The 24,137-nt window shown below is 65.8% G+C and carries 27 protein-coding genes; 8 read left to right on the top strand and 19 right to left on the bottom strand.

Features of this window, described 5'->3' with window-relative positions; all coding sequences use genetic code 11:
• The first annotated feature begins 26 nt into the window (after window positions 1-26).
• Entirely contained in the window at window positions 27-728 is a 702-nt protein-coding gene (gene trmB / locus AM2010_RS10185) for a tRNA (guanine(46)-N(7))-methyltransferase TrmB (protein ID WP_047806967.1), read from the top strand.
• A gap of 25 nt (window positions 729-753) precedes the next feature.
• Here the strand turns inward: trmB and AM2010_RS10190 are convergent, their stop codons facing one another.
• Complete coding sequence (locus tag AM2010_RS10190; RefSeq protein ID WP_047806968.1) at window positions 754-1,884, bottom strand: PepSY-associated TM helix domain-containing protein; 1,131 nt, start codon at window positions 1,882-1,884, stop codon at window positions 754-756.
• The gene (locus tag AM2010_RS10195; RefSeq protein ID WP_047807896.1) at window positions 1,884-3,944 is read right to left on the bottom strand and encodes a TonB-dependent receptor plug domain-containing protein; all 2,061 of its coding nucleotides are present in this window, start codon (window positions 3,942-3,944) and stop codon (window positions 1,884-1,886) included. Before AM2010_RS10195 ends, AM2010_RS10190 begins: the two co-directional genes overlap by 1 nt.
• A 177-nt stretch (window positions 3,945-4,121) precedes the next feature.
• Between AM2010_RS10195 and AM2010_RS10200 the strand changes: the two genes are divergently transcribed.
• On the top strand, window positions 4,122-4,823 hold the full coding sequence (locus AM2010_RS10200) for a DUF3592 domain-containing protein (protein WP_053044054.1): 702 nt from the start codon (window positions 4,122-4,124) through the stop codon (window positions 4,821-4,823).
• 12 nt (window positions 4,824-4,835) lie between these two features.
• On the opposite strand, the gene AM2010_RS10205 is transcribed toward AM2010_RS10200, so the two are convergent.
• Complete coding sequence (locus AM2010_RS10205; RefSeq protein WP_047806969.1) at window positions 4,836-7,100, bottom strand: NADP-dependent malic enzyme; 2,265 nt, start codon at window positions 7,098-7,100, stop codon at window positions 4,836-4,838.
• Between the two features lie 133 nt (window positions 7,101-7,233).
• On the opposite strand from AM2010_RS10205, the gene mutS reads away from it, so the two are divergent.
• From mutS to AM2010_RS10220, 3 genes are read left to right on the top strand one after another with little or no spacing between them, the layout of a single operon-like run.
• A complete protein-coding gene (gene mutS / locus AM2010_RS10210; protein ID WP_047806970.1) occupies window positions 7,234-9,870 on the top strand; it encodes a DNA mismatch repair protein MutS in 2,637 nt (878 codons plus the stop codon).
• 25 nt (window positions 9,871-9,895) lie between these two features.
• A complete protein-coding gene (locus AM2010_RS10215; RefSeq protein WP_047806971.1) occupies window positions 9,896-10,324 on the top strand; it encodes a hypothetical protein in 429 nt (142 codons plus the stop codon).
• On the top strand, window positions 10,302-10,703 hold the full coding sequence (locus AM2010_RS10220; protein WP_047806972.1) for a YidH family protein: 402 nt from the start codon (window positions 10,302-10,304) through the stop codon (window positions 10,701-10,703). Before AM2010_RS10215 ends, AM2010_RS10220 begins: the two co-directional genes overlap by 23 nt.
• A 15-nt stretch (window positions 10,704-10,718) precedes the next feature.
• Here the strand turns inward: AM2010_RS10220 and AM2010_RS10225 are convergent, their stop codons facing one another.
• The 5 genes from AM2010_RS10225 to gluQRS all read right to left on the bottom strand — a co-directional run bounded on the left by AM2010_RS10225 (window position 10,719) and on the right by gluQRS (window position 13,750).
• On the bottom strand, window positions 10,719-11,057 hold the full coding sequence (locus AM2010_RS10225; protein ID WP_047806973.1) for a hypothetical protein: 339 nt from the start codon (window positions 11,055-11,057) through the stop codon (window positions 10,719-10,721).
• Between the two features lie 53 nt (window positions 11,058-11,110).
• Window positions 11,111-11,980: a 3-hydroxyacyl-CoA dehydrogenase family protein gene (locus AM2010_RS10230; protein WP_047806974.1), complete on the bottom strand. Its 870-nt coding sequence runs from the start codon at window positions 11,978-11,980 to the stop codon at window positions 11,111-11,113.
• A 95-nt stretch (window positions 11,981-12,075) separates the two neighbouring features.
• Window positions 12,076-12,645, bottom strand: coding sequence for a cob(I)yrinic acid a,c-diamide adenosyltransferase (locus tag AM2010_RS10235; RefSeq protein ID WP_047806975.1), 570 nt, complete (start codon window positions 12,643-12,645; stop codon window positions 12,076-12,078).
• Window positions 12,646-12,660: 15 nt separating this feature from the next.
• Complete coding sequence (locus AM2010_RS10240; RefSeq protein WP_047806976.1) at window positions 12,661-12,891, bottom strand: HIG1 domain-containing protein; 231 nt, start codon at window positions 12,889-12,891, stop codon at window positions 12,661-12,663.
• A gap of 16 nt (window positions 12,892-12,907) precedes the next feature.
• Window positions 12,908-13,750 carry a tRNA glutamyl-Q(34) synthetase GluQRS gene (gluQRS, locus tag AM2010_RS10245; RefSeq protein ID WP_047807898.1) on the bottom strand — a complete coding sequence of 281 codons (843 nt, stop codon included), beginning with the start codon at window positions 13,748-13,750 and terminating at the stop codon, window positions 12,908-12,910.
• A gap of 137 nt (window positions 13,751-13,887) precedes the next feature.
• On the opposite strand from gluQRS, the gene AM2010_RS10250 reads away from it, so the two are divergent.
• Together AM2010_RS10250 and AM2010_RS10255 are read left to right on the top strand one after the other, a co-directional pair.
• On the top strand, window positions 13,888-14,493 hold the full coding sequence (locus tag AM2010_RS10250; RefSeq protein ID WP_047806977.1) for an HNH endonuclease: 606 nt from the start codon (window positions 13,888-13,890) through the stop codon (window positions 14,491-14,493).
• The gene (locus AM2010_RS10255; RefSeq protein WP_236699506.1) at window positions 14,490-15,122 is read left to right on the top strand and encodes a hypothetical protein; all 633 of its coding nucleotides are present in this window, start codon (window positions 14,490-14,492) and stop codon (window positions 15,120-15,122) included. The genes AM2010_RS10250 and AM2010_RS10255 overlap by 4 nt, the downstream gene beginning before the upstream one ends.
• A gap of 38 nt (window positions 15,123-15,160) precedes the next feature.
• Here the strand turns inward: AM2010_RS10255 and kynU are convergent, their stop codons facing one another.
• The 6 genes from kynU to dksA all read right to left on the bottom strand — a co-directional run bounded on the left by kynU (window position 15,161) and on the right by dksA (window position 20,184).
• Entirely contained in the window at window positions 15,161-16,378 is a 1,218-nt protein-coding gene (gene kynU / locus AM2010_RS10260) for a kynureninase (RefSeq protein WP_047806978.1), read from the bottom strand.
• Window positions 16,378-17,169: a tryptophan 2,3-dioxygenase gene (locus AM2010_RS10265; protein WP_047806979.1), complete on the bottom strand. Its 792-nt coding sequence runs from the start codon at window positions 17,167-17,169 to the stop codon at window positions 16,378-16,380. Before AM2010_RS10265 ends, kynU begins: the two co-directional genes overlap by 1 nt.
• A 50-nt stretch (window positions 17,170-17,219) precedes the next feature.
• Entirely contained in the window at window positions 17,220-17,639 is a 420-nt protein-coding gene (locus AM2010_RS10270) for a DUF4112 domain-containing protein (protein WP_047806980.1), read from the bottom strand.
• Window positions 17,640-17,659: 20 nt separating this feature from the next.
• Window positions 17,660-19,135 carry an ABC transporter substrate-binding protein gene (locus tag AM2010_RS10275; protein WP_047806981.1) on the bottom strand — a complete coding sequence of 492 codons (1,476 nt, stop codon included), beginning with the start codon at window positions 19,133-19,135 and terminating at the stop codon, window positions 17,660-17,662.
• Between the two features lie 77 nt (window positions 19,136-19,212).
• Window positions 19,213-19,590, bottom strand: a complete 378-nt coding sequence (locus AM2010_RS10280; protein ID WP_047806982.1) for a PilZ domain-containing protein — start codon at window positions 19,588-19,590, stop codon at window positions 19,213-19,215.
• A 135-nt stretch (window positions 19,591-19,725) separates the two neighbouring features.
• A complete protein-coding gene (gene dksA, locus AM2010_RS10285; protein WP_047806983.1) occupies window positions 19,726-20,184 on the bottom strand; it encodes an RNA polymerase-binding protein DksA in 459 nt (152 codons plus the stop codon).
• A 283-nt stretch (window positions 20,185-20,467) separates the two neighbouring features.
• Here dksA and AM2010_RS10290 point away from each other — a divergent pair, with 283 nt between their 5' ends.
• Window positions 20,468-20,797: an SEL1-like repeat protein gene (locus tag AM2010_RS10290; protein WP_047806984.1), complete on the top strand. Its 330-nt coding sequence runs from the start codon at window positions 20,468-20,470 to the stop codon at window positions 20,795-20,797.
• 30 nt (window positions 20,798-20,827) lie between these two features.
• Here the strand turns inward: AM2010_RS10290 and AM2010_RS10295 are convergent, their stop codons facing one another.
• From AM2010_RS10295 to AM2010_RS10315, 5 genes are read right to left on the bottom strand one after another with little or no spacing between them, the layout of a single operon-like run.
• On the bottom strand, window positions 20,828-21,979 hold the full coding sequence (locus tag AM2010_RS10295; protein WP_053044055.1) for a GNAT family N-acetyltransferase: 1,152 nt from the start codon (window positions 21,977-21,979) through the stop codon (window positions 20,828-20,830).
• A complete protein-coding gene (locus AM2010_RS10300; RefSeq protein ID WP_047806985.1) occupies window positions 21,976-22,740 on the bottom strand; it encodes a glycerophosphodiester phosphodiesterase family protein in 765 nt (254 codons plus the stop codon). The genes AM2010_RS10295 and AM2010_RS10300 overlap by 4 nt, the downstream gene beginning before the upstream one ends.
• Window positions 22,737-23,195 carry a RidA family protein gene (locus tag AM2010_RS10305; RefSeq protein ID WP_047806986.1) on the bottom strand — a complete coding sequence of 153 codons (459 nt, stop codon included), beginning with the start codon at window positions 23,193-23,195 and terminating at the stop codon, window positions 22,737-22,739. Before AM2010_RS10305 ends, AM2010_RS10300 begins: the two co-directional genes overlap by 4 nt.
• The gene (locus AM2010_RS10310) at window positions 23,192-23,836 is read right to left on the bottom strand and encodes an HAD family hydrolase (protein ID WP_047806987.1); all 645 of its coding nucleotides are present in this window, start codon (window positions 23,834-23,836) and stop codon (window positions 23,192-23,194) included. Before AM2010_RS10310 ends, AM2010_RS10305 begins: the two co-directional genes overlap by 4 nt.
• Complete coding sequence (locus tag AM2010_RS10315; RefSeq protein WP_236699505.1) at window positions 23,833-24,105, bottom strand: DUF3572 domain-containing protein; 273 nt, start codon at window positions 24,103-24,105, stop codon at window positions 23,833-23,835. Before AM2010_RS10315 ends, AM2010_RS10310 begins: the two co-directional genes overlap by 4 nt.
• Between the last annotated feature and the right edge of the window lie 32 nt (window positions 24,106-24,137).

The raw sequence follows: 24,137 nt of genomic DNA on the forward strand, positions 1-24,137 counted from the left end.
AACGAAATCCTGTATGCGCCCCACGCATGACCGCGAACAAGCCCGGCGATCCCACCACCCTCAACCGACTGTACGGCCGCAGCCAGGGCAAGCCCCTGCGCAAGGGCCAGGCCGACCTGATCGACAATCTGCTGCCGCAGATCGCCGTGCCCGAAGATGGGCCGGTTACGGCGGAGCGTCTGTTCGGCGACGATCGCCCGCTGCATTTCGAAATCGGGTTCGGCGGCGGAGAGCACCTGGCCTACCGCGCGGATCTGCTGCCCGATCACGGCTTCATCGGGGCCGAACCGTTCGTCAACGGCGTCGCCCAGGCTCTGGTCCACGTTCGCGACGGGGCGCTCGGCAACGTGCGGCTGCATCTGGGCGACGCGCTGGAGGTGCTGCGCCGCGTGCCCGATGGCGCGCTGACGATGCTCTATCTGCTCCACCCCGACCCCTGGCCCAAGGCCCGCCATGCCAAGCGGCGCATGATGAACGATGGACCGGTGGAAATGTTCGCCGCCAAACTGAAGCCGGGCGGCGAATTCCGCTTCGGCACCGATCACCCCGTTTACCTGCGCCACGCCCTGTCGGTCATGCGCCGCCATACCGACACCTTCGAATGGCGCGCCGAAGGCCGGAAAAGCTGGGAGGATCGGCCCGGCGGCTGGTGCGAAACCCGCTACGAAACCAAGGCCCGCGAAGTGTACGGGCACGAAGTCTGGTACTATCGGTACCGGCGTCGCTAGACCGCCAGGGTTTCCCCGAAATCCGCTATCTTGAGGGCCGGTACGCGCGGTCACTGCGCCGTCGACGTCGCCACCACAGCAGATAGCCCGAGATGCACAGATAGGCTGTGACGAGGCCCGCCAGCGTTACGACGAGCCGCCCGGCCAGTCCGAAGGCATGGCCGGAGTGCAATGCGTATTGCCAGATGAAGAACGTATCGCCTGCACTGTCGCCGGCATCGTGTCGCTGGGCGGTGATTTCGCCGGTTTCCATATCGACATAGGTCCACAACCTCCCCTGGTTGTCGACATCGCGCTGGTCGAAGGTTCGCACGGCATAGAGGCCGACTTCGGGATGCGGACGCACGCTGTGCACCGCGGCGCGGTCTGGCGTCACGCGGGCTATCGCAGAGTCGAAGCTAATCGGATTGGCCGGCGGTTCGCGCTCCTGCATTCCGTAATGCAGGCGTTCGCTTATCGGCGAGACGGTTTCGACCACCTCGCGGCTTTCCATCGGGAAGGACAGCGTCGCGCCTGTCAGCGCCAGCATCCCGGTAACCGGCCATAGCCAGATTCCGCTCGCGCGATGGCGGTCCCATATGCGACGCAGCGAGCCCGCATGTCCGCCAATCCTGAAGGCGCTCAATGCACCGCGCAATCGCGGGAAGGCGAGCGGGAGCGACAGGAAGTGATCGAGCAGCCACACAAGCGCGATCAGGCCGACGAATATCACCCCGCTCTCCCCGGCCATCAAATCGGTGTGAAGGCCGTAAAGCAGGTCCGGCAGATGGTGCCGGTGCAGGCTGATCGCCCCGCTTTCGCGCCAGCCGGCCAGCTCTGCCGTGATCGGATCGACGAACACCTGAACAGCACGGAATGAGCCATCCGGCAGCGATTGTCGTCCAAGCAGCCAATGGGTCCGATCCGGTTCCTGCGCGAGCAGGATATTGCCCGGCTCGAACCCCGGCAGTGCCTCCTTCGCGCGCGAGACCACCTGGTCGACAGGTGCCGCCTGACCTGCCGAGCCGGACGCGTGGCGCAAGTCCGGGTTCAGCAGTCCATCCAGCTCGTCATACCAGGCAATCGCGCAGCCGGTGATTGCCAGCAGCATGAGCCACACCCCGCCAAGGATTCCGAACCAGCGATGCCAGAACCGGAAGGCGGGGCGTGTGCGCATCAGAAGCGGATCGACGCGCCGAGGCGGATGTTACGGCCCGGCTCGTTCACGCCGCGCACGATCCCGTAATCGGGAATCGCGGTGTAGTCGCCAACACTGGCATGGGCGATGCACGTCTCGTCGAACAGATTGTAGATCGCCGCCAGCACCTCGAACCGATCCGTACCGAAGGGCCGCCAGCGGGCGAACAGATCGACCGTGGTGTAACCGGGTTTGTCGATGAATTGCGTGGACGGGACGTAACCCAGATCCTGATCGCGGAACAGAACCTCCAGGTCATCCACCCGCTCGAACCGGGTCAGGCTGGCTTCGAACCCCAGGGCGCGCGAAGGGTCGAACGTGGCGCTGACGTTCCATTGATCGCCCAGCGTGTTGCCCAGCGCAAGGTGTTCGTAACCGTTCACCGGCATGCCGTTCAGTTCGGGGTTGTAGTGGTTATAGAAACCGTCGATCCCGAACGCGCCGAAGCGATAGCCTGCGCGCAATTCGAACCCTTCCGAGCGGAATTCGCCGACGTTCTCGTAAAACGTGTTGTTCTGCGGCGGGGCGCCGGTCCGGTCGCGATAGAGCTGATCGAGAACCACATCCTCGATTTCCATCCGGTAGTAGGCGGCCGAAGCGTACAAGCCATCGCGATCGTAGACGAGGCCCGCCTCGATATTGTTGACCTTTTCCGGGCGCAGGTCGGGTTGCAGGATCGCCCAGGCGGCGTTGTGCTCCAGCGTGAAGGCGTCGCCGATCTCCTTGCCGCGGAAAGCCTCGGCATAGCCGATGTTCGCGACAAGACCGGGCACGAGCTCGTAATTGGCACCGGCATTGAACGACACGCCGTCGCTATCCGCGCCCCCGCCATAAGTGACCAGGTCGAGGCTGTAGTTGTCGTAGCGCGCGCCAAAGCTGACCAGCAGCCGCTCGGTCACTTGCCACCGGTCCTGCACATAGATGCCGAACAGCTCACCCTCTTCGGTAAAACGTCCGATCGCAGGGTCCCATGCCCAGGGCTGCCACATTGCCGGATCGCCGAGATAGGCGCTGGTCACGCTGTCGTTCCGGTATTCGACCCCAGTGGTGACATCGTGCGCCCCGAGGGCGAGGTTGAGACGCACGTCACCGCCCCAGTTTTCGATATCAGCACCGTAAAGGCCCCAGCGGTCGAAGCGGTCGAGTTCGAATTCGGCCTTCGACCAGTATCCGGTGAGTTCGAGACCAATCGGGCCGCCGCCGTCATAGCGGTAGTTCGCGATCGCCGTGCGGCGCTGCGCCTGCGCGGGGAACAGCGGATCGCCTTCGAGCACCGGCCAGTTGGGCCGTGCGCCGAACTCGCCCTTCTCTTCCCGCTGTTCGTAGCTGAGCGAGAAATCGTGACCCAGGCCGACATTGCCGCCAATCTTCACGAAGCCGACATTCTGCTCCGCTCCGCTGCCCGGCACGGTGTTGCCGTCGCCGTCCTCGTACGGATCGCGGTTCTGATGCACGTAGGAGGCAATGATCCCGACATCGCCTGCGATCCGGCCATAGGCCGTGCCGGACAACTTGTAGCCATCGTTGGAGAACCAGCCGGCGCGCCCGATTGCGCCGAAATCGCGGCCCGGTTCGAGCAAGTCGACCGCATCCCGGGTGCGGAAACGGATCGCGCCGCCGATCGCGCCGAAGCCTGACGTCGCTTCGCCTGCGCCCGTCTGGACATCGATGCTTTCGAGGAGTTCCGGCTCCACCGAAACGCGCCCGACATGGTGGAACAGGGTGCCCTGAACCTGGGCGCCATCGATCGAGATGTTGAGCTGCGCATCTTCCAGGCCCCGGACATAGATCTTCTCGGCAATGCCGATCGCACCGCCGACCGACACCGAGGGCGTGCGCCGGAACAGGTCACCCAGATCGTTCGCCTGGGTGATCTCGATGTCCTCGCGATCGATGACGGAATCGGTGAGCTTTCCGACGACGACGATCGCCGCTTCGTTCGATTCGGTGTCGATCCGGTCATCCGTCGATTGCGCCGAAGCCAATGTTGGCCAGAAAAGCGCCGCGGCAGCGAGAAGACCCGCCTTGTATTCCCTCATGATATGCCCCTCGTTCACGTCGTCTCGCCCCCTCGCCGACGCGGAGATGCGGCATCGGGGTGTGGATCGTCCTGTCGGGCCACCCGCTAATGCGATTAATTTGCGATTGCAAGTGGGCGCAAGAAGGATTCGGAGGTGGCACTACCGATATTTGCGGAAGTGAGGTAACAGCGTTCGATGCCTAGGATATTCATATGGATCGGCGGCGCGTTTCTGGCGGTCGGGCTTGTCTTTGCCGCGGTTGGCTTGTGGGCGTGGACGGAGGATCGCGCGTTAAGCAACGGCGGTGCGCGAACCACCGGCACAGTGATGGAACTCGAACGCCGTTACGATTCTGACAATGGATCGACATTTCGCCCGGTGGTGGTGTTCCACGACAGGGAGGGCACGCGGCACCAGTTCGTGGGCAATGTCGGCAGCAGTCCGCCCGCCTATGCGCCAGGCGAAACCGTTTCGGTTATCTATGACCCTGCCGCGCCGGGCCGGGCGATAATCGATGGCTTTATGGACCGTCACTTCGTGCCGCTGATATTCGGCGGAATAGGCAGCGTCTTTGCCATGTTAGGCAGCGCATTCCTGTTCCTTTCCATTCGCCGCCGTCGCATTGTCGCGCGGCTCAAGGCGACCGGCATCCCGATCAAGGCCAGGTTTGTCGAATGCTATCGCGACACCAGCACCAAAGTGAACGGCCGCAGTCCCTGGCGGGTCGTGGGGCAGGCGAAGCACCCTGCCACGGGCAAGCTGTGCAGCTTCAAGAGCGACCAGATCTGGGTCGACTTGTCCCGGCATCTCGCCGGCCGGGACCTTCGCGTGCTGGTCGACCCGGCCCGGCCGGACCAGCACTTCGTCGACCTGTCCGAATATCTGGACGAAAGCTGACAGCCCTGCCGGTCAGCCCGCGACCCCGGCTGCGGCCAGTACGGCCAGAGTCAGGACGTCGGGCGCGATCGCGGTCATCGGGGCGATCTGAACCGGCTTTTCCATCCCGATCAGCATCGGGCCGATCGTCGCATCGCCTGCGATTTCCCGCAGCAGCTTGGCCGACAGGTTCGCCGACTGCAGGCCGGGCATGATCAGTACGTTGGCCGGTGCCGAAAGGCGGCTGAAGGGATAGAGTTCCATGACCTTCGGGTTAAGCGCCGCGTCGGGTGCCATCTCGCCTTCGTATTCGAAGCCAGGCTTTTCCGCATCGAGGATCGCCACCGCGTCGCGAATATTGCCCAACCATTGCCCCGGCGGATTGCCGAAGGTGGAATAGGACAGGAACGCGACCCGCGGTTCATGCCCCATGCGCCGCGCGACGGCAGCGGTCTCGCGCGCGATGTGGGCCAGTTCTTCCGCGGTCGGCCGCTCGTTGATCGTGGTATCGGCCAGGAACATGGTGTGGTTCTTGCCGATCATCATGTGAATGCCGAACGGCACCTGGTCCGGCTTCGGATCGAGCACGAGGTTCACTTCGCGCGCGGTCTGCGAGAATGTTCGCGTCAGACCAGAAATCATCGCGTCGCCATGGCCGAGTGCGACCAGCAGCGCGGCGAAGATATTGCGTTCCTGATTGACCAGGCGGCGCACGTCACGCTCCGTCCGACCCCTGCGTTGCAGCCGCTGATAGAGGTATTCGACCATCTGCGGGACATATTCGGAATCGGCCGAGTTCTGGATTTCCCACTCGTCGGGATCGTCCACCGCCAGCTCTACCAGGCGTTCGCGCACTTTCTCCGTCCGTCCGACCAGCACCGGGGTGCCGTATCCGAAATCGCGGAACTGGATCGCCGCGCGCAGCACGACATCTTCTTCCGCTTCGGCGAAGACCACCCGTTTCGGGTTGCTGCGTGCCACTTCGTACGTGTTGGTCAGCGCCGCCGTGGTCGGGTTGAGCCGCGCCTTCAGCGACATGCGGTAAGCGTCCATATCGGCAATCGGCGCCAGCGCGACCCCGGTATCCATCGCCGCCTTCGCAACAGCCGACGATACCACTTCCATCAGGCGCGGATCGAACGGCGCGGGGATGATGTAATCGGTGCCGAAGGCGTGGCTCTTGCCATAGGCCGCGGCGACTTCGTCGGGAACGCGTTCGCGCGCCAGTTCCGCGATGGCATGGGCCGCGGCGATCTTCATCTCTTCGTTGATTGCCGTCGCCTGCACGTCGAGCGCACCGCGGAAGATGAAGGGGAAACCAAGGACATTGTTGACCTGATTGGGGAAATCGCTGCGCCCGGTGGCAATGATCGCGTCCGGGCGGACGGCCTTGGCCTCGTCCGGCATGATTTCCGGCACGGGGTTCGCCATCGCGAAGATGATCGGCTGATCGGTCATCTTCGCGACCCATTCGGGCTTGAGCGCGCCGGCAGCCGACAGGCCCAGGAAGATATCGGCCCCTTCCAGCGCCTCTTCCAGGCTGCGCGCGTCGGTGTCGATGGCGTGCGCGCTCTTCCACTGGTCCATCGAATCGGTCCTGCCGCGATAGATCGGGCCCGATCGGTCGCAGACGGTCACCTGATCGTGGGGCACCCCCATTGCCTTGATCAGCGCGGTGCAGGCGAGCGCGGAGGCGCCGGCGCCGTTCACCACCATGCGCACGTCTTTCAACTTGCGCCCGGTCAGATGGCAGGCGTTGATCAACCCGGCCGCGGCGATGATCGCGGTACCGTGCTGATCGTCATGCATGACCGGGATGTTCATCCGTTCGCGCAGGGCCTGCTCGATGATGAAGCATTCGGGCGCCTTGATGTCTTCCAGGTTGATGCCGCCGAACGTCGGTTCCATCAAAGCCACCGCTTCGATGAACTTTTCCGGGTCTTCGGTGTCGAGTTCGATGTCGATCGAATCGACATCGGCGAAGCGTTTGAACAGCACCGCCTTGCCTTCCATCACCGGTTTGGAAGCAAGCGCGCCGAGATTGCCGAGACCGAGGATCGCGGTGCCATTGGTGATGACGGCAACGAGGTTGGACCGGGCGGTGTAGCGCGCGGCATTGGCCGGATCTTCGGCAATCGCTTCAACAGGTGCCGCGACTCCGGGCGAATAGGCCAGGCTGAGGTCGCGCTGCGTCGCCATTGGTTTCGAAGCGACAATCTCGATCTTACCGGGACGAATCGTCTCGTGGTAGAACAGCGCCTCGCGCGCGGTGAAGCTCGCCTGTTTTTCCTCGGCCAAATTTTCGTCTCCTGATCTGCGGCTCACTTTTGGGGGCGCCGCGCCCTAAACCACACTCGACGCGCGAGCGGTAGGGGAAAGGCGCGAGCCCTGCCCTTTCCGAATCGCCATTGCGGGGGCTAGGCCCGATAGCATGGCGGGCAAAAGCACCCCGATGATGGAACAATACCACGCGCTGAAGCGCGAAGCAGGCGATTGTCTGCTGTTCTATCGCATGGGCGACTTCTTCGAACTGTTTTTCGACGATGCGCGCACGGCCGCCGGGGTGCTCGATATCGCGCTGACCACGCGCGGCGAACATGGCGGCGAGCCAGTGCCGATGTGCGGGGTGCCGGTCCATTCCGCCGAAAGCTATCTCGCCCGCCTGATTCGCGCCGGTTGCCGGGTCGCCATCGCCGAGCAGGTCGAAACGCCGGAAGAAGCGAAAGAGCGCGCCCGGCGCGAGGGCTCCCCGGTGTCGAAAGCGCTGGTGAAGCGCGACATCGTGCGTTTCGTGACCGCCGGCACACTGACGGAAGAGGCGCTGCTGGAACCGCGCCGCGCCAATGTGCTGGCGGCGGTATGCGATGTGCGCGGGACGGCAGGCATCGCCGCAGTCGACATCTCGACCGGGCGCATGGCGCTGGAAGACTGTGCGCCGGAACGGCTGGGCGCAGCGATCGCGCGCCTCGGGCCGAGCGAGATCGTGATCCCCGAAGACTGGCCCGCCGATTGGGGCGAACGCCCGCCCGAGGCGATCGAGCGGGCCCGTGGGGATTTCGCCAGCGACGCAGGACAGCAACGGCTGCAGGAGATCCACGGCGTTGCCACTCTCGACGGGTTCGGAGCCTTTACCCGCGCGATGCTGGCCGCTGCCGGGGGGCTGGTCGCCTATCTCGACCATGCCGGGCGGGGCAAGCTGCCCCTGCTCCTGCCCCCGGTCGTGCGCGCGGGCGAAGCCGCCCTGGCGATGGATGAAGCGACCCGGACGAGCCTGGAAATCGTGCGGTCGCAACAGGGCACGCGCGAAGGCAGCCTGATCGCCGCCATTGATCGCTGCGCGACCGGCGCCGGCGCGCGGCAACTGGCGGAAGACCTTTCGGCTCCGCTAACCGATGCCGCAGCGATCGAAGCGCGCCTGGCGCTGGTCGGCTGGCTCCATGCCGACCCCCTGATGCGCGCCGAACTGCGCGAAGTGCTGCGCGCCCTGCCCGATATCGGTCGCGCGCTGGGGCGGATCGTCGCGGGGCGCGGCTCTCCACGCGATCTGGGGCAAGTGCGCGACGGCCTGGCCGAGGCGCGGCGTATCCGCGACCACCTTCAGGCGCGGCCCGACCGCCCCGCCCTGCTCGATACCCTGTTGCCGCACCTCGGCGGGCACGGCGCGCTGGTGGACCTGCTCCAGCGCGCGCTGGTCCCGGCCCCGCCGACCGAACGGCAGAACGGCGGCTTCATCGCCGAAGGCTACGACGCCGCGCTCGACGAACTCCGCCAGACTTCGGGCAACGCGCGCCGGGCGATTGCCGCAATGGAAAGCCGCTATCGCGACGAGACCGGGATCGGCGCGCTCAAGATCAAGCACAACGGCGTGCTCGGTTACTTCATCGAAGTGCCCAGCAAGCATGCCGACACGCTGATGGCACCCGACAGCGGGTTTACGCATCGCCAGACGATGGCCGGCGCGGTCCGCTTCAATTCGCTGGGCCTGCACGAAGAAGCCGCGCGCATTGCCGAAGCCGGCGGGCACGCACTGGCGGCGGAAGATGCGCATTTCGAGGAGCTGACCGAGGCAGTCGTCGAGCGGCGCGAGGCGGTCGCACAGACTGCGGCGGCACTGGCACGGCTGGACGTGGCGGCCGGCAATGCCGAGCGCGCGGCGGAAGGGGACTGGTGCCGCCCGGAAATCCTGGAGGATCGCTGCCTTGAGATCGCGGGCGGGCGGCATCCGGTGGTGGAAGCTGCGCTGGCGAAGGCAGGCCAGCGGTTCGTGGCCAACGATTGCCGGCTCGACGATACCGATCGGCTGTGGCTGATCGGTGGCCCCAACATGGGCGGCAAATCCACATTTCTGCGGCAGAATGCGCTGATCGTTCTGCTGGCCCAGGCCGGGTGCTTCGTGCCGGCGGCCAGCGCGCGCATCGGGCTGGTGGATCGCCTGTTCAGCCGGGTCGGCGCATCGGACAATCTGGCGCGCGGGCGCTCCACCTTCATGGTCGAGATGGTCGAAACCGCCGCGATCCTTGCGCAGGCGAGCGAGCGCAGCTTCGTCATCCTCGATGAAGTCGGGCGCGGAACGTCCACGTACGACGGGCTCGCGCTGGCATGGGCCGTGGTGGAGGCGGTTCATGAAACGCTGCGCTGCCGATGCCTGTTCGCCACCCATTATCACGAGCTGTCGCGCCTTGCCGAAACCTGCGACGCGCTGAGCCTGCATCATGTTCGCGCGCGCGAGTGGAAGGGCGATCTCGTCCTGCTGCACGAACTGGCGCGCGGACCGGCAGACCGCAGTTACGGGCTGGCCGTCGCGCGGCTGGCCGGGGTGCCGGATACGGTGGTCGGTCGCGCGCGTTCGGTGCTGGAACGGCTGGAGAAAGGACGCGCCGAAACCGGTGGCCTCGCCGCCGGGCTGGGCGATCTGCCGTTGTTCGCCGCGGCGAGCGCGGTCGAGGAAGAGCGGGTCGATAGCCTGCGCGAAAGCCTCCAGACACTCGATGTCGATGCGCTTTCCCCGCGCGAGGCGCTCGACACGCTCTATCGCCTGAAGCAGGAAGCGGCATCCACCAACCTTTAAGGTTTCATGCCTATTACGTAGGGTCATGGACGCCAATCCGTTCACCAACAAGTGGGCCGCAATCGCGCTCGCTCTGCTCGTCATTCTCGCGGCAGTTGCGCTCGTCGGGGACGAGGATGGGCAAGGGGTGCTGGGCGATCTGGCAGACCGCGCAGCGGGCCGTCACGCAAGGGCGGGCGACATGCCGCCGCCGATGGCCGACATCGCGCCGCCATCCCGGCCGGCTGCACCTTCGCCTGCCGAGCCGGTTGCGGACTTTGTCGACGACGATGTTTCACACACCTTCGACGATGATGTCGATTTCCATCCCGACAGCGAACTTGTCGACGATGCGGAAGGGTTCGATTCGACCCCGATGATCGTTCAGGAGCGGGAACCGGACAGCGGCACCGTGTTTGAGGTGGAAGGAGAAACAGCTATCGTCTTGGCCGATGCCGGAGAAGAAGGACTCTAACGATCTTGCGGCCGAACGGACACGCTATGCCGAAGACCGCAATATCATGGCGACCGAGCGAACATTCGCCGGATGGATCCGCACGGCCTTCGCCGCCATCGGGATAGGGCTGGCGTTTCGCGTCCTGTTCGGGGCGTTCGAACCGCCATGGCTGGCCAAGGCGATCGCGACCCTGTTCATTGCCGCAGGTGCGGTCCTGGCCTTTTCCGCCCAGCGCCGCGCCTGCCACACGCTTTCGCGGCTCGATTCGCACGAGTTCGAACGCGCCTCCAGCCCCAATTTTCGCCTGCTCGCCTATGCCGTCATGCTTGGTGCCGCGATCCTCATCGCCGGGCTATGGGTGCTCAACGACGGGGATCTGGCCAAGGCCGCGGGGTAGCCGCGCCGGCAGCGATCAGGTTCCGTCGCCGCGCAATCCGTCGGGCTTGGCCGGCTTGCCGTATTTATCGACATTGTCGTCGTGGTTGGTCTCGCCGCGATAGGCGTCCATGTCGATCCGGCCCGAACTTTCCATGTCGCGCATCCGGTCGACGACGTCCTGGGTCGAATCGTTCATCAGCCCGCTGGAATTGTCGCCCTTCTCGCTTTCGGTCGGGCTGACGCCGGCCGGCTCGCGCGCTTCGCCGGCAATCTCCTGCGCCTGCGCGCGGTGATCGTCCTGTTCGTCGTTGTGCATTTCGGGCGCGAGATCGCGCTGACGCTCTTCCTGGCTCTTTACTGGCTTGTCGGTCATGCAAATTCTCCTTTGCATGACCAACGGATAGAACGCGCGGCCTGTTCCGCGTTTCAGCGCGTCGGCACAGGCTCATCACCCGAATAATCGTAGAAACCGCGGCCGGTCTTGCGCCCGTACCAGCCGGCCTCGACATATTTCACCAGCAGCGGCGCGGGGCGGTAGCGGGGGTCGCCGGTGGTGCCGTGGAGCACCTTGATAATCTCCAGGCAGGTATCCAGCCCCACGAAATCGGCAAGCTGGAGCGGCCCCATCGGATGATTGAGGCCGAGGCGGCAGCCCTTGTCGATATCCGCGACATTCGCGGTGCCCTGCCCCAGCACGCAGACCGCTTCATTGATCATCGGCATCAGGATACGATTGACGACGAAGCCGGGCTCGTCCTGGCTCAGCACGACTTCCTTGCCCAGGCTTTCGGCGAAGGCGCGCATCCGTGCGGTGGTATCGTCGGACGTGGCGAGCCCGGGGATCACTTCGATCAGGCCCATCACCGGCACGGGATTGAAGAAATGCAGCCCGATGAAGCGCGCCGGATCGGGCGCCCAGTTGGCCATGCGCGTAATGGGGATGGAACTGGTGTTGCTGGCGAGAATGGCCCCGCTGCCCAGGACCTTGCCCGCCGCTTCGAAGATCGAGCGCTTGATATCTTCGCGTTCGGTCGCCGCTTCAATAATCAGGTCGGCATCGCCCATCGCATCGTATCCGGCGACCGGGGCGATCCGTGCCAGCGCGGCATCCGCCTCCCCCTGCGCAATCTTATCCTTGCTGACCAGCTTGCCCAGTGTCCGCTCGATACCGGCCTTGGCCTTCTCCGCAAGGGACAGTTCGACATCGGCCAGCAGGACCTCGATCCCGTTCTGGGCCACGGTCTGCGCGATGCCCGAGCCCATCTGGCCGGCCCCGACGATTGCCACTTTTTGCATTTGCACACGTCCTTCGCAGTTGCAGCAGGGGCGCCTCGTAACGTCTGCTGCCGGGCCTGGCTAGAGCGGCCCGGCCTGCTGTGGATCGGTGCGGATCAGCGGTTGGCGCCCGGCACCCATTTCACGTCGCTCGCGCCGTAATCGTTCAGTACGCGGGCAAGAACGAAAAGATGGTCCGACAGGCGATTGATATAGGCGAGCGCCGCCGGGTTGACCGGCTCGCTTTCGGCCAGTGCGGTCATCGCCCGTTCCGCTTCGCGCGTGGCCGCCCGGGCCACATGCACCCGCGCTGCTGCCTCGCTGCCGCCCGGCAGGACGAAGCTCCTGAGCGGTTCCAGCGTTTCGTTGTGCCGGTCGATTTCGTGTTCCAGCCAGTCGACTTGTGCCGGCACGACGCGCAGCACCATTTCCGACGGTTCGAAATCTTCACCCGGCGTGGCGAGATCCGCGCCGAGATCGAACAGGTCGTTCTGGATCCGGTGGATCGCCGCGGCATGGGGCCCATCGCGGAGCGCCGCCGCGGCCAGGCCAAGCGCGCTGTTGGCCGCATCGACCCGCCCGATCGCGGCAATGCGCAGCGAATGCTTGGCAGTTCGCGAACCGTCGACCAGCCCGGTCGTGCCGTCGTCACCGGTGCGGGTATAGATCTTGTTGAGCTTGACCATGCGCGCGCCGGCGCGTCAGTTGGCGATCGCGAGCAGGACCGCCACGACCACGACGGCCAGCGCCTGATACTTGATCCGCGCGAACATCATCTTGTTCTGCAGCAGCTGCATCTCGCTGGCGGTGCCGGTGTCTTCACGTTCCAGATCCATCTTGGTGCTTTTCAGGAACGCGATGATCCCACGCACGAGCGAGAACACCACCAGGGCGATGAGGATCAGGAGGACGATGACGAGGAATGTAGTCATGGCCGCGCTGTAACCCCTAGCCGAGCGAAATGCCAGCGGGGAAGCGCCGCCCGCGCAGCGCGGCCGCCAGTTCCGCACCGCATTCGCCCGCCCGGCGCCGATCTGCCAGCGAGGGGGAATTGCGCCGCTTGGCCAGTTTCGTGCCCGTCGCATCGTCGAGCAGGAGCGGATGATGATGCCACTTCGGCACCGGCAGATCGAGCAGCGCTTGAAGCAGGCGGTGAACATGCGTCGCCGCGAACAGATCGTGGCCGCGCGTCACCAGCGTCACCCCATCGGCGGCATCGTCGAGCGTTGCGGCAAGATGATAGCTGGCCGGTTCGTTCTTGCGCACCAGCACGACATCGCCCAGTCGCGCCGGATCGGCCGCCTGTGGCCCGGCCAGGGCATCATCCCATTCGAGCGGCCCGGTGCGGGCGAGCGCGGCAGCAACGTCCAGCCGCCAGGCAACCGGCACCCCGCCCTCCGCCGTTGCATCGGCGCCGCCCCGGTTCCTGCACGTGCCGGGATAGACCGGCCCTTCCGGCCCGGCCTGCTTCGCGCGCGCCGCGATTTCCGCGCGGGTGCAGGTGCAGGGATAGAGCAGCCCTTCGCCGCGCAGGCGCTGCGCAGCGGCGGCATAGCTTGCAAGCCGGGCGGACTGGGGCGCGACCTCCCGCCATTCGAGGCCGAGCCAGGCCAGGTCGGCCCGAAATTCCCCCGCCAGTTCGGGCCGGCTGCGCGCACCGTCGATATCCTCGATCCTCAACAGGAACCGCCCACCGCCTGCGCGGGCGATGTCGTGCGCGGCAATGGCCGAAAAGGCATGGCCCAGATGCAGCGAACCGTTCGGGCTGGGGGCAAATCGGGTGACGGGCAGGGGGTGTCTTTCGTGACTCAAAAGTCGCGACTCGCGCAAAAAGCTTGTGGATTCGCATAGTGTAACAGGCTTGACGCTTTTTGCCGCAAGTGCTCCCTTTAAGGCATCAGGGAGGACACGCGAACGTGTCATGACCAATGTTCAGGGCTGAACTGATCGAGCGCGCGGCGCGGTTCAGAAGCGCCGATGAAGACCCGACACGCAACCTGTCGGCATGTCCGTCGCTCGTCCTCAATGCCGACTATACGCCGCTGTCCTATTATCCGTTGAGCCTGTGGCCGTGGCAGACCGCGATCAAGGCGATCTTCCTCGACCGGGTGGACGTTGTCGCGACGTACGAGCGTGAAGTGCATTCCCCCTCGCTCGACATGAAGATCCCCAGCGTGATCGCGCTGCGGCAATACGTGAAGCAATCCGAATTTCCGGCCTTCACCCGCTTCAACGTGTTCCTGCGCGACCGCTTCACCTGCCAGTATTGCGGTTGCCCCGATCACCTGACCTTCGACCACGTGGTACCCCGCCGGCAGGGGGGCAAGACGACGTGGGAGAACATCATCACCGCCTGCGCGCCGTGCAACATGAAGAAAGGCGGCCGCACGCCCCGGCAGGCGCACATGCCCGCAGTCAACCCGATCCGCCCGACGACCTGGCATCTGCAGGAACGCGGCAAGGCCTTCCCGCCCAACTACCTCCACGAAACCTGGCGCGACTGGCTCTATTGGGACATCGAGCTGGAGGAATGAGCGACCGGCTGCAGCCGGTGCGATGGCTATCTTGGCGGAGAGGGATCACGATGTTTGGGAAGCTATTCTGGTTACCGGCGCTTCTGCTTGCAACGCCGGTTGCGGCACAAGACGAGCGAGATGACACTGTATCGCAGGCTGTCGAACATCCGACCAATCCCGAAATGACCGCAATCTTCGCAGCGGATCAGGCTGCACGAAAAGTGTCGGATATCGACTGGGCGACTGTCACGGTCGAGGACGCAGCGCGGCGAAAGCGGGTAGGAGAATTGCTCGACGCAGGCGAATTGCACAGTGGCGACGATTTCTACCACGCTGCGTTCGTCTTCCAGCATGGCAGCGAGCCTTCGGATTATCTGAAAGCTCATGCACTGGCGCTGGTTGCGGTGGCCCGGGGAAAGACCACGGCCACGTGGATCGCCGCCGCGACGCTGGACCGCTATCTCATGGCCATCGGGCAACCCCAGATATACGGCACACAGTTTCAGCGGCACAACGACGGCTGGTCGCAGGAACCCTACGAGTGGAATCTGTTAAGCGATGCCTTGCGCTCAGCCTCCCAGGTGCCGTCCATTGCCATGCAGGAGGAGCGGCTTGCCGAGCTAGAGGCGCGTAAAGAGGGCGAGTAGTCCCTCGCCACAAACCGGGGTCGATTTCTGCCCGTCGCTCAGGTAACCGCCGCCCTCTCGCGAAACTCGTCGCGCTGCCATTCGCCGGTTTCGAGCACTTCGGCCAGGTGCCGGACGGCCTCCGCCACGTCTTCGAAGGAGACGTAGGCCGGGGCAAAGCCGAAGCGTAGGATGTCGGGATCGCGGAAATCGCCGATCACGCCGCGGGCGATGAGGGCCTGGCAGATCGCGTATGCTTCCGGGTGGCGGAAGGAGAGCTGGCTGCCGCGCTGCATGGGATCGGGCGGGCTGACGAGTTCGAGAGCGACGCCTGCCTGGTCGAGGCAGGTACGGAAGAATTCGGACAGCGCGCGCGATTTTGCGGCGAGGCGTTCGATGCCGATCTCCGCAACCAGGTCCACCCCCACCTCCAGCGCCGAAAGGCCCAGGATCGGCGGCGTGCCACACAGCAGCCGGCCGACGCCGGGCGCGGGCTGGTAGTCGTCGGAGAAGGCGAACGGTGCGGCATGGCCCATCCAGCCGGTCAGCGGCTGTTCCAGCGCGGCATGATGGCGCTGCGCGACATAAGCGAAGGCCGGCGCGCCGGGGCCGCCGTTCAGATACTTGTAGCCACAGCCGACCGCGAAATCGGCCCCGCACCCGTCAAGTTCGACCGGGATCGCGCCGGCACTATGCGACAGGTCCCACAGGACCAGCGCCCCGGCCTCGTGCGCGGCGCGGGTCAGCGCGGCCATGTCGAACACCTCGCCGGTCTTGTAATGCACGTGGGTCAGCAGCAGCAGCGCGACGTCGCCGTCCAGCGCATCGGCAATCCGGTCGCGCGGGGCGAGGCGGCGTTCGGCGAGGCCCTGCGCCTCCAGCCCGGCGATCATGTAGAGGTCGGTCGGGAAATTGCCCGGTTCGGACAGGACGACCTTGCGCCCCGGCCGCATGGCGAGCGCGGCGGCGATCAGCTTGAACAGATTGATGCTGGTGCTGTCGCAGGCGATCACCGTGTCCGGCGCGGCCCCGACCAGCGGGGCGATCCTGCCGCCCACGCGCCGGGGCAGGCCGATCCAGTCGGCGCTATTCCAGCTGCGGATCAACCCTTCGCCCCATTCGCCGCGCACGACGCCGGCCATGCGGCCCGCCGTCGCTTTCGGCAGGACGCCGAGCGAATTGCCGTCGAGGTAGATCACCCCTTCGGGCAGGGCGAAGTGCGCGCGATATTCGCGCAGGGGATCGGCGGCATCGCGGGCGCGCGCCTGTGCCAGCATCAGATTGCCGTCCTGACGCTGAGCAGTTCGGGGAAGAACGCCTGTTTCAGCACCCCTTCCAGATAGGGCACGCCGGGCGTGCCGCCGGTGCCCTTCTTGAAGCCGATGATCCGTTCCACCGTCTTCAGGTGGCCGAAACGCCAGCGCTGGAAATGGTATTCCAGATCGACCAGCTTCTCGGCCAGCTCGTAGAGATCCCAGTGCTGCGCGGGGTCGCGGTAGATTTCGGCCCAGGCCGCCTCGACCTCAGCCGAATGTTCCCACGGCAGGCGGTGGTCGCGCCCCAGCACGGCATCGGGAATCGCAAGGCCGCGCCGCGCCAGAAGGCGCATCGTTTCGGCATAGATGCTGGGCCGGTCCAGTTCGGCCCTCAGCGCGGCGGCCACATCGGGCGTCGCCTCGTGCATCGTCACCATGTCGGGATTGCGCCCGCCGAGCAGGAATTCCATCATCCGGTACTGCGCCGACTGGAACCCGCTCGAATTGCCCAGGTGCGGGCGCACGGTCGAATAGTCGTGCGGCGTCATCGTGGAAAGCACGTCCCACGACTGGATCAGCTGCCCTTGCGCGCGGGCGACGCGGGCGAGCATCTTGAACGCGGGGCGCAGGCGATCTTCGCCGATGCAATCGCGCGCGGCCTCCAGCTCGTGCAGGCACAGCTTGAGCCACAGCTCGCTGGCCTGATGGACGATGATGAACAGCATCTCGTCATGCGCGCCCGATACCGGGTGCTGCGCCGCCAGAATGCGGTCGAGATCGAGATAGGATGAATAGGTTACGTCACGCGCCATGGCGATGGCCTAGCGCCAAGCGGTGACGAATGAAACTACCCCGCCGGATCCTAGCCTTCGATCGTGCGGGTTTCCGGGTGATGCTTGTCGAGGTGCTTGCGCACGATCTTCAGGTTGCGCGTGTTGGAACGGAACACGAGATCGAACGCATCGCCCGCCACCGGAACTGCGCCCAGCGCCGTATCGAAAACGATATTGCCCGCCATGCGCCACAGCTTCCATTTGGGAAGTCCCAGATTGCGCGCTTCCCACACGATATAGGCCCCCATCGCGGCGGTGATCACGTCGCCCACCACGGGCACCAGGCCAACAATCGAATCGAGCCCGACCGCGTAGTTGATGCCCGGAATGCGGAAACTGCGTTCGAGCATGTATTCCATCGTTTCGATCCGGCGCCGGATCGACTGGGGATCGGTGCCGGTCGGCAGTTCGATAGCCATCGGGCGGGGTTGCTGCCGGGACTGGTTCATCGCGTTCTCCTCACGCCCCACTAGATGGGACGCATGGCGAGCGGCAGCAAGGGATGGATGTTCCAGCGGTTTTCCTGGAACCCCTCCACCCCGCCGCGCACCAGCGACCAGCGGATCGGCGCGCCTATGGGTATGTAGACGTTGCTGGCGGCCAGTTCCGCCTCCGCCTCGGCATAGAGCGCGGCGCGCACGATGGTGTTCTGGGCCGAAAGCGCTTCTTCCACCCGCGCATCCGCTTCCGGCACGCAAAGACCGCCGTCCAGCGAACAGGCGAACTGGTTGAGGAACCAGCGCGGTGCGCCATAGCGTGCGACGCGGTCCACCAGCACCAGATCGGCCTGCGCCGGATCGTCCTCGCGGTCGAGCGTGACGCCGATTGCGGCAAAATCGTTAGCCAGCCGCGCGAACAGCATGTCGGAACCGGGGCCGGGCGGCAGGGCCAGCGTCACGCGCGCAACACGGCCATCCTCGCCGCTCACCCAGCCGGCAATGCGCCGGGCCGCCAGACCGCGCCGCGCCTCCAGCGAAAGATCGCTCCAGCGTTCGTCGATAGTTCCGATGTCGTCGGGCAATCCCGGCGCAACGATGCGGGTGGTCGGGACCCATCCGCCGATGTTGAACGGCTGCAACAGTTGCGGGCGGTCGATCGCCATTGCCAGCGCCTCGCGCCGGGCGGCATCGGCCAGCAACCCTTCGCCCGACCGGACCCGCAGACCGAACAGCCCCAGCGCCGCGTCGAGCCGCACGGTCCCGCGCGAAAGTGCGCCGACATCGGCCAGCGGCAGGTTGGCGAGCGTGCCGTTGAGCACGAGATCGGCGGCGCCGGCATCGAACGCGGCGACGGCTTCGTCGGCCGGGAGCACGCGCAGGAATATCTGGCGAATCCGCTCGTTCCATTCGGCCACTTCGGGCAGGCCGCGGGTTTCAGGCGGGCTCGGTTGCAGTAGCCAGCCGTTTTCTACGTCGGTGGCAATCATTGGCCCCATGCCTGCCCCTGCACGGCGCAGCCCCAGTTCGGGCTGGGCGAGGATTTGCAGGAGATCGGGCAGCGGGCTGGTCAGGCGAATTTCGATCACCCGCCCGGTCATCGCCCGCACTTCGCTGACTTTCGCAAGGTCGAGCCCGAGCGAGGTGCCGCGCAACCGGCGAAGCACTGCGCGCAGCTCGTCGCGAACATGCTCCGCCTCGATCTGCTCGCCATCGTCCCACGCCGAATTGCGCAGGCGGAAAATGTAGCTGAGGCCATCGTCGGTGACGACCCACCGTTCGGCGACGGCGGGAACCACCCCGCCCGCGGCGTCCAGCGCGACCAGCCCTTCAGCCGTGGCGGCGCGCAAGTGCTGGCCCGCCGGGGAGAGCCGCAGGCCGCTCTGCTCCAGTTCCCCCGCCTCGCCGATGAATACCACATCGACCCGGTCGCCGCCCCCGCCGCTGCAACCGGCGAGCACGAGCGCAAGAGCGGCACAAAGCAGGGCGAGTGGATGGGAGAGGCGCATCGCCAGCGTGCCTAGCAGGCAATCGGCGTCAGGTCAGCGTTCAAGAGAGGGCCGCCTGCAATTGGCAGGCACCAACCCTAAAGCTTGCGCAAGCGGGAGAAATCGATCGTTCCGGGTTCGGAGGTGCCCAGCGCGGGGCGCCGGAATGGCGGGGCCGGACTGTCCCCCTGCGCGACGGGCGCGCGCACGGCGCGAGCGTCGATTTCCTGGGTAAAGGCAATGCCGAAGCGTTTGTCCTGCACCCATGCCACGGCCCCTTCGACCCAGCCGACATTGCGCAGATCGACGGCAAGCCGCGTGCCGCGTTCGACGCGCACGTCACCCTCGGCCATCATACCGCCGGCGGAAAGGTTGCGCACCTTGACGCGATGCTCCGCCGAATCGCCGGCAATGCGCACGGTGGCCAGCAGGAACAGGCTATCCCTGGCAATGTGTCGCGTATCGACGCCGGACATGGGTTTGCTTCCGTCCTTTCCTCGGCCAACGGTTCAGCTTGCGAGGCCATCGCAAGTGCCCGCTCCCCATAGCCTGCGATAGGCTAATGAAGCTTTAAGCCTGTTCCGCGTGCTGCCCCGGGCGGGCCGCCGACGTCAGTCGTCGCGGGAAATCTTCTCGCGCCGTTCGTGCGCTTCCTGCGCTTCGACCGTCATCGTCGCCACCGGGCGCGCAATCAGGCGGCGCAGGCCGATCGGATCGCCGGTCACTTCGCAATAGCCGTATTCGCCATCGTCGATCCGGCGCAGGGCGGAATCAATCTTGGCGATCAGCTTGCGCTGCCGGTCGCGGGTGCGCAGTTCGATGCTCCAGTCGGTTTCGCTGGAGGCGCGATCGTTCAGATCCGGTTCGCGGATCGGCCCGTCCTGCAATGATTGCAGCGTTGCCGAAGATGCGCTCAAGATCGACCGTTTCCATTCGAGAAGAAGCATCCGAAAAAAGTTCGTCTGCTGTTCGTTCATGTAAGGCTCGTCGTCGCTCGGCTCGTAATCCGGAGCGATCGATTGCCTGGCCTTTTCGAGAACTTCGATGTCGGTGGACGTGGCCGACGCCATACTTGCCTCTCAACCCCTGCCGGCCGCAGCCGACGCTTTCCAGTCCGGCCCGCCGGCGTGTCCGACGGCCCGGGCCCCGCTTGGCCGGGCCTATAAGCGGGGGGTCGGGCACGCACAAGCGGCAATTGGACGGTGGCCCGATGAATTCGATTCGCTGCCGCAATGCGCGTGCCCTGCCCCCCTTTGGCGCGCCCGTTGATTAACCTTTTGTTGACCATGTTCGGCGCACATCATGCATCGGGTGCCATTGGGGAGCGCCCGGCAACAGACGGGGGGCAGACAAATGAAGCTCACTCCAATCGACGGCGGGATGGCAATTCCTGCAGATGACACGACGGCCGACCGGCTGGTCGCGCAGTACCTCGCCGCGGCGAGCCAGGGGGAGGCATCGGCGTTCTTCGATCTCGGCGTTGCGTTCTCTACCGACGATCACGAAGTCGAATGCGACCTGGTGGAAGCGCACAAGTGGTTCAACCTCGCAGCCGTGAACGGGCACGAGGAAGCGGCCTTCTGCCGCGCGGAGATTTCCGACGAAATGACCGCACGCGAAATTGCCGAGGCCCAGCGCCGCGCGCGCGAATGGCTCAATGCCGATGCCCGCCGCGCTGCCTAGGGGCTACGCTGCCTAGGGGAGAGGCCGCCCCTACCCCTCCTTGAACGGGGTATGTCCGGCCATTGCGGAACGATCATGCGCCACCGCATCGCGCTCGTGCCGCAGAAAATCGCCGATCGCCTCGCGCAGGCCCGGATCGGCGATCCAGTGGGCGGACCAGGTTTCGACCGGCTCGTATCCGCGCATCAGCTTGTGCCCGCCCTGCGCCCCGGCCTCGACCCGCGCCAGGCCCCGCGCAATGGCAGCGTCGATCGCCTGATAGTAACACAGTTCGAAATGCAGGAACCGGCGCTGCTGCGTGCAGCCCCAGTAACGGCCGAACAGCGTGGTGCCGCCGATGAAATTGAGCGCGCCGGCAATCGCCTGGCCGCTATCGTCCGCGCCATCGTAGGCCAGGACCAGCAGGATGCGATCCGCCATCCGTTCCCCCAGCAGGGCAAAGGCCTCGCGCGTCAGATAGGGCTGCCCCCATTTTCGCGCGCCGGTGTCCTGGTAGAATTCCCAGAAGGCATCCCAGTGCTCGGCCCGGATCTCCGGGCCGCTGAGATGGCGGATCGTCAGCCCTTCCTGCGCCGCAGCGCGTTCCTTGCGGATCGCCTTGCGCTTGCGCGAACTGAGCGCGGCCAGAAAGGCGTCGAAGCTGTCGTAACCGCGGTTTTCCCAGTGGAACTGGATATCGCTGCGCATCAGCCAGCCGCCATCGGCGAACAGGGGCTGCTGCTCGGGCGCGATGAAGGTCGCGTGGGCGGAGGACAGGCCGAACCGGGTGCACACCGCCTCCGCCGCGCGCAGCAGCAGGGCCGCATCGGCATCGCCGCGCGCCAGCAGCCGCGGCCCGGTCGCCGGGGTGAATGGGGCCGCGATCTGGAGCTTGGGGTAATAGGACCCGCCGGCCCGTTCGTAGGCATCGGCCCAGGCATAGTCGAACACATATTCGCCCTGGCTGTGCGACTTGGCATAAGCGGGCATGGCGGCGCACAGCGCATGGTCCGCGCCGCGTTCGATCACGATCGGCAGCGGCTGCCAGCCGGTACCCGGCCCGACGCTGCCCGAATCCTCCAGCGCGGTGAGGAAATCCCATGACGTAAAGGGATTGTCGCCCCCGGCCAGCCGGTCCCAGGCATCGCGCGGCAGCGTACCGACCGCATCGGCCACGCGAATCCGCTCGTCACCCTCGCTCACTCCAGCCCGTCCCCTTCGGCAATCGCCGCGTCGGCACAGCGGGCCGCACGCTCGCGCTGATCGGGATCGCGCACGGTCCAGGTCAGGACCGGCAGACCGCGATTGCGCTGCGCAGCGGCGAACGTGCTGGGCAGATCGCGAATGTCGTAAGCGAGGAAATCGGGCCGTGCGTGCCACAATGCCGCATGGCGCCGCCAGCTTCCGCCGATGCCGCGATCGTTTTCCTCCGTCACCACCAGCCCGCGCAAGGTGCGCGGCGAATGGACGGAAAACCAGCGCGATACCCGCGGATCGAAGCTCATCACCGCATGGCGGCCGCGATATCCGTCGAGCGCGCGGTGGACGGCAAGACACAGCGGCCCGACCCTGCGTTCCCGCTTCGATTTGAGTTCGATCAGCAGCGGCACGCGCCCGCCGACCTGGGCGAGCGTCCGCTCCAGCGAGGGAATCCGGTCGCTGCCGCCCGACAGCACGATCCCTTCTATCGCCGACAGCGGGCGGCGCAGCAGGGGCCCGCTTTCATCGGTCAGCCGGTCCAGTTCCCAGTCGTGAAACACCACGGCATGTCCATCGCCGGTACGCTGCACATCGCATTCGATACCCAGCCCGCCGGCCATCGCTTCGGCAAAGGCGGCCGGCGAATTTTCCGGCACGCCGGGCGAATGCCGCCCGCGATGGGCATAGGTCGCCTGCCCGAGCCATTCGACGCGCCGGGGTTCGGGCGCGGGCGCGCGCCATGCGTCGAACAGGCGCAGGATCACGGCTTCACGGCGACGATCGCGTCCACTTCGACCGCCACGCCCAGCGGCAGCACCGGCACGCCGACCGCGCTGCGCGAATGGCGCCCGGCTTCGCCGAACACCTCGAACATCAGGTCCGATGCGCCATTGGCGACTTTGGGCTGGTCGGTGAAATCGGCGGTCGAGTTGACGAAGGCGCCCAGCTTGACCACGCGTTCCACCTTATCGAGCGATCCGAGCGCGGCCTTGAGCTGGGCCAGGATCATCAGGCCGCAGGCGCGCGCGGCACCGGCGCCGTCTTCCAGCGCGACATCATCGCCCAGCCGGCCCTTGATCAGGTCGCCTTCCACGAACGGCAACTGCCCCGAAACATGGGCGAATCCGCCGTGGATGACGACCGGCTGGTAACTGGCGACCGGCGCCGCGGCCTGCGGCAGTTCGATCCCCAATTCGGCAAGTTTTTCGTCGATTGTCATGCGTTTTCCCGATCCAGAGTTTCGTTGGCAAGCTGGCCGAGGAGCCAGGGCAGCGCCTCCCCCCAACGGTCGATCCGTGCATGGGCGTGGCCCGCGCGGTGGGCGCAATCGATATGCGGCGCCAGCAGCGGTTCGCCGCACAAGTGCAGCCGGCGTACCTCGGGCGCGATTTCGGCGACCGAATGGTGGTGCTGCGGCAGATCGTCGATGAAGACCGCCCGGCTGGGCGCATATTCGTCGAGAATCGCCTTGAGCGCCGGCCCCTTCGGTCCCTGATTGGTGAAGACCCGCGCGTCAATCCCGTGGTCCATCAGCTGGCGCGCGCGGCGATCGCGCCGCTCGTCGTTGAGATTGGTCAGGATCACCACGTCGGCGTGATCGGCCAGCGCGGCGATCCCTTCCACCGCCCCTTCGATCGGGTGCTGGCGATCCATTTCGGTGTCGAAGAATCGGCCCAGCAGACGCCAGATCTCGCGCTCCTCCACAATTTCGCCGCTGTCGCGCCAGCGCATCGCCTGCGCGAAACTGTTGCTGCCGATGGTGAAATCGACGCCCTCGCTTTCGCCCAGCCAGTCGCGGAAATGGGCAACCATGTGCAGCAGCACTTCGTCGCAATCGGATATGATCAGTGGTCGGTTCATTTGGAAGAATTCCCGTCGGTCGCCAGCGCCCGGTGCGCGGCAATCAGCGTTTCGGGTGCAACATTCAGCGCATCGGCCGCGAGGACCAGGTCCGGTTCGTGATTGGCGAGAAATTCCAGCACGGCGCCGAGCACCGCGCGGTCGGTCAGCCGTTCGCGCAGGATTTCCGGCGTCAGCCCGGTCAGGGCAAGCAGGCGCTGCGCCCGATCCTCGTCCTGCAGTACCCAGCCGAGCGCGCCGAGCGCCAGCGATTCGGGATCGCCGGGCACATGGTCGGAGGATGGGGCAGGATGAATAATTG

This window comes from Pelagerythrobacter marensis (genome assembly GCF_001028625.1).
Lineage (GTDB): Bacteria > Pseudomonadota > Alphaproteobacteria > Sphingomonadales > Sphingomonadaceae > Pelagerythrobacter > Pelagerythrobacter marensis.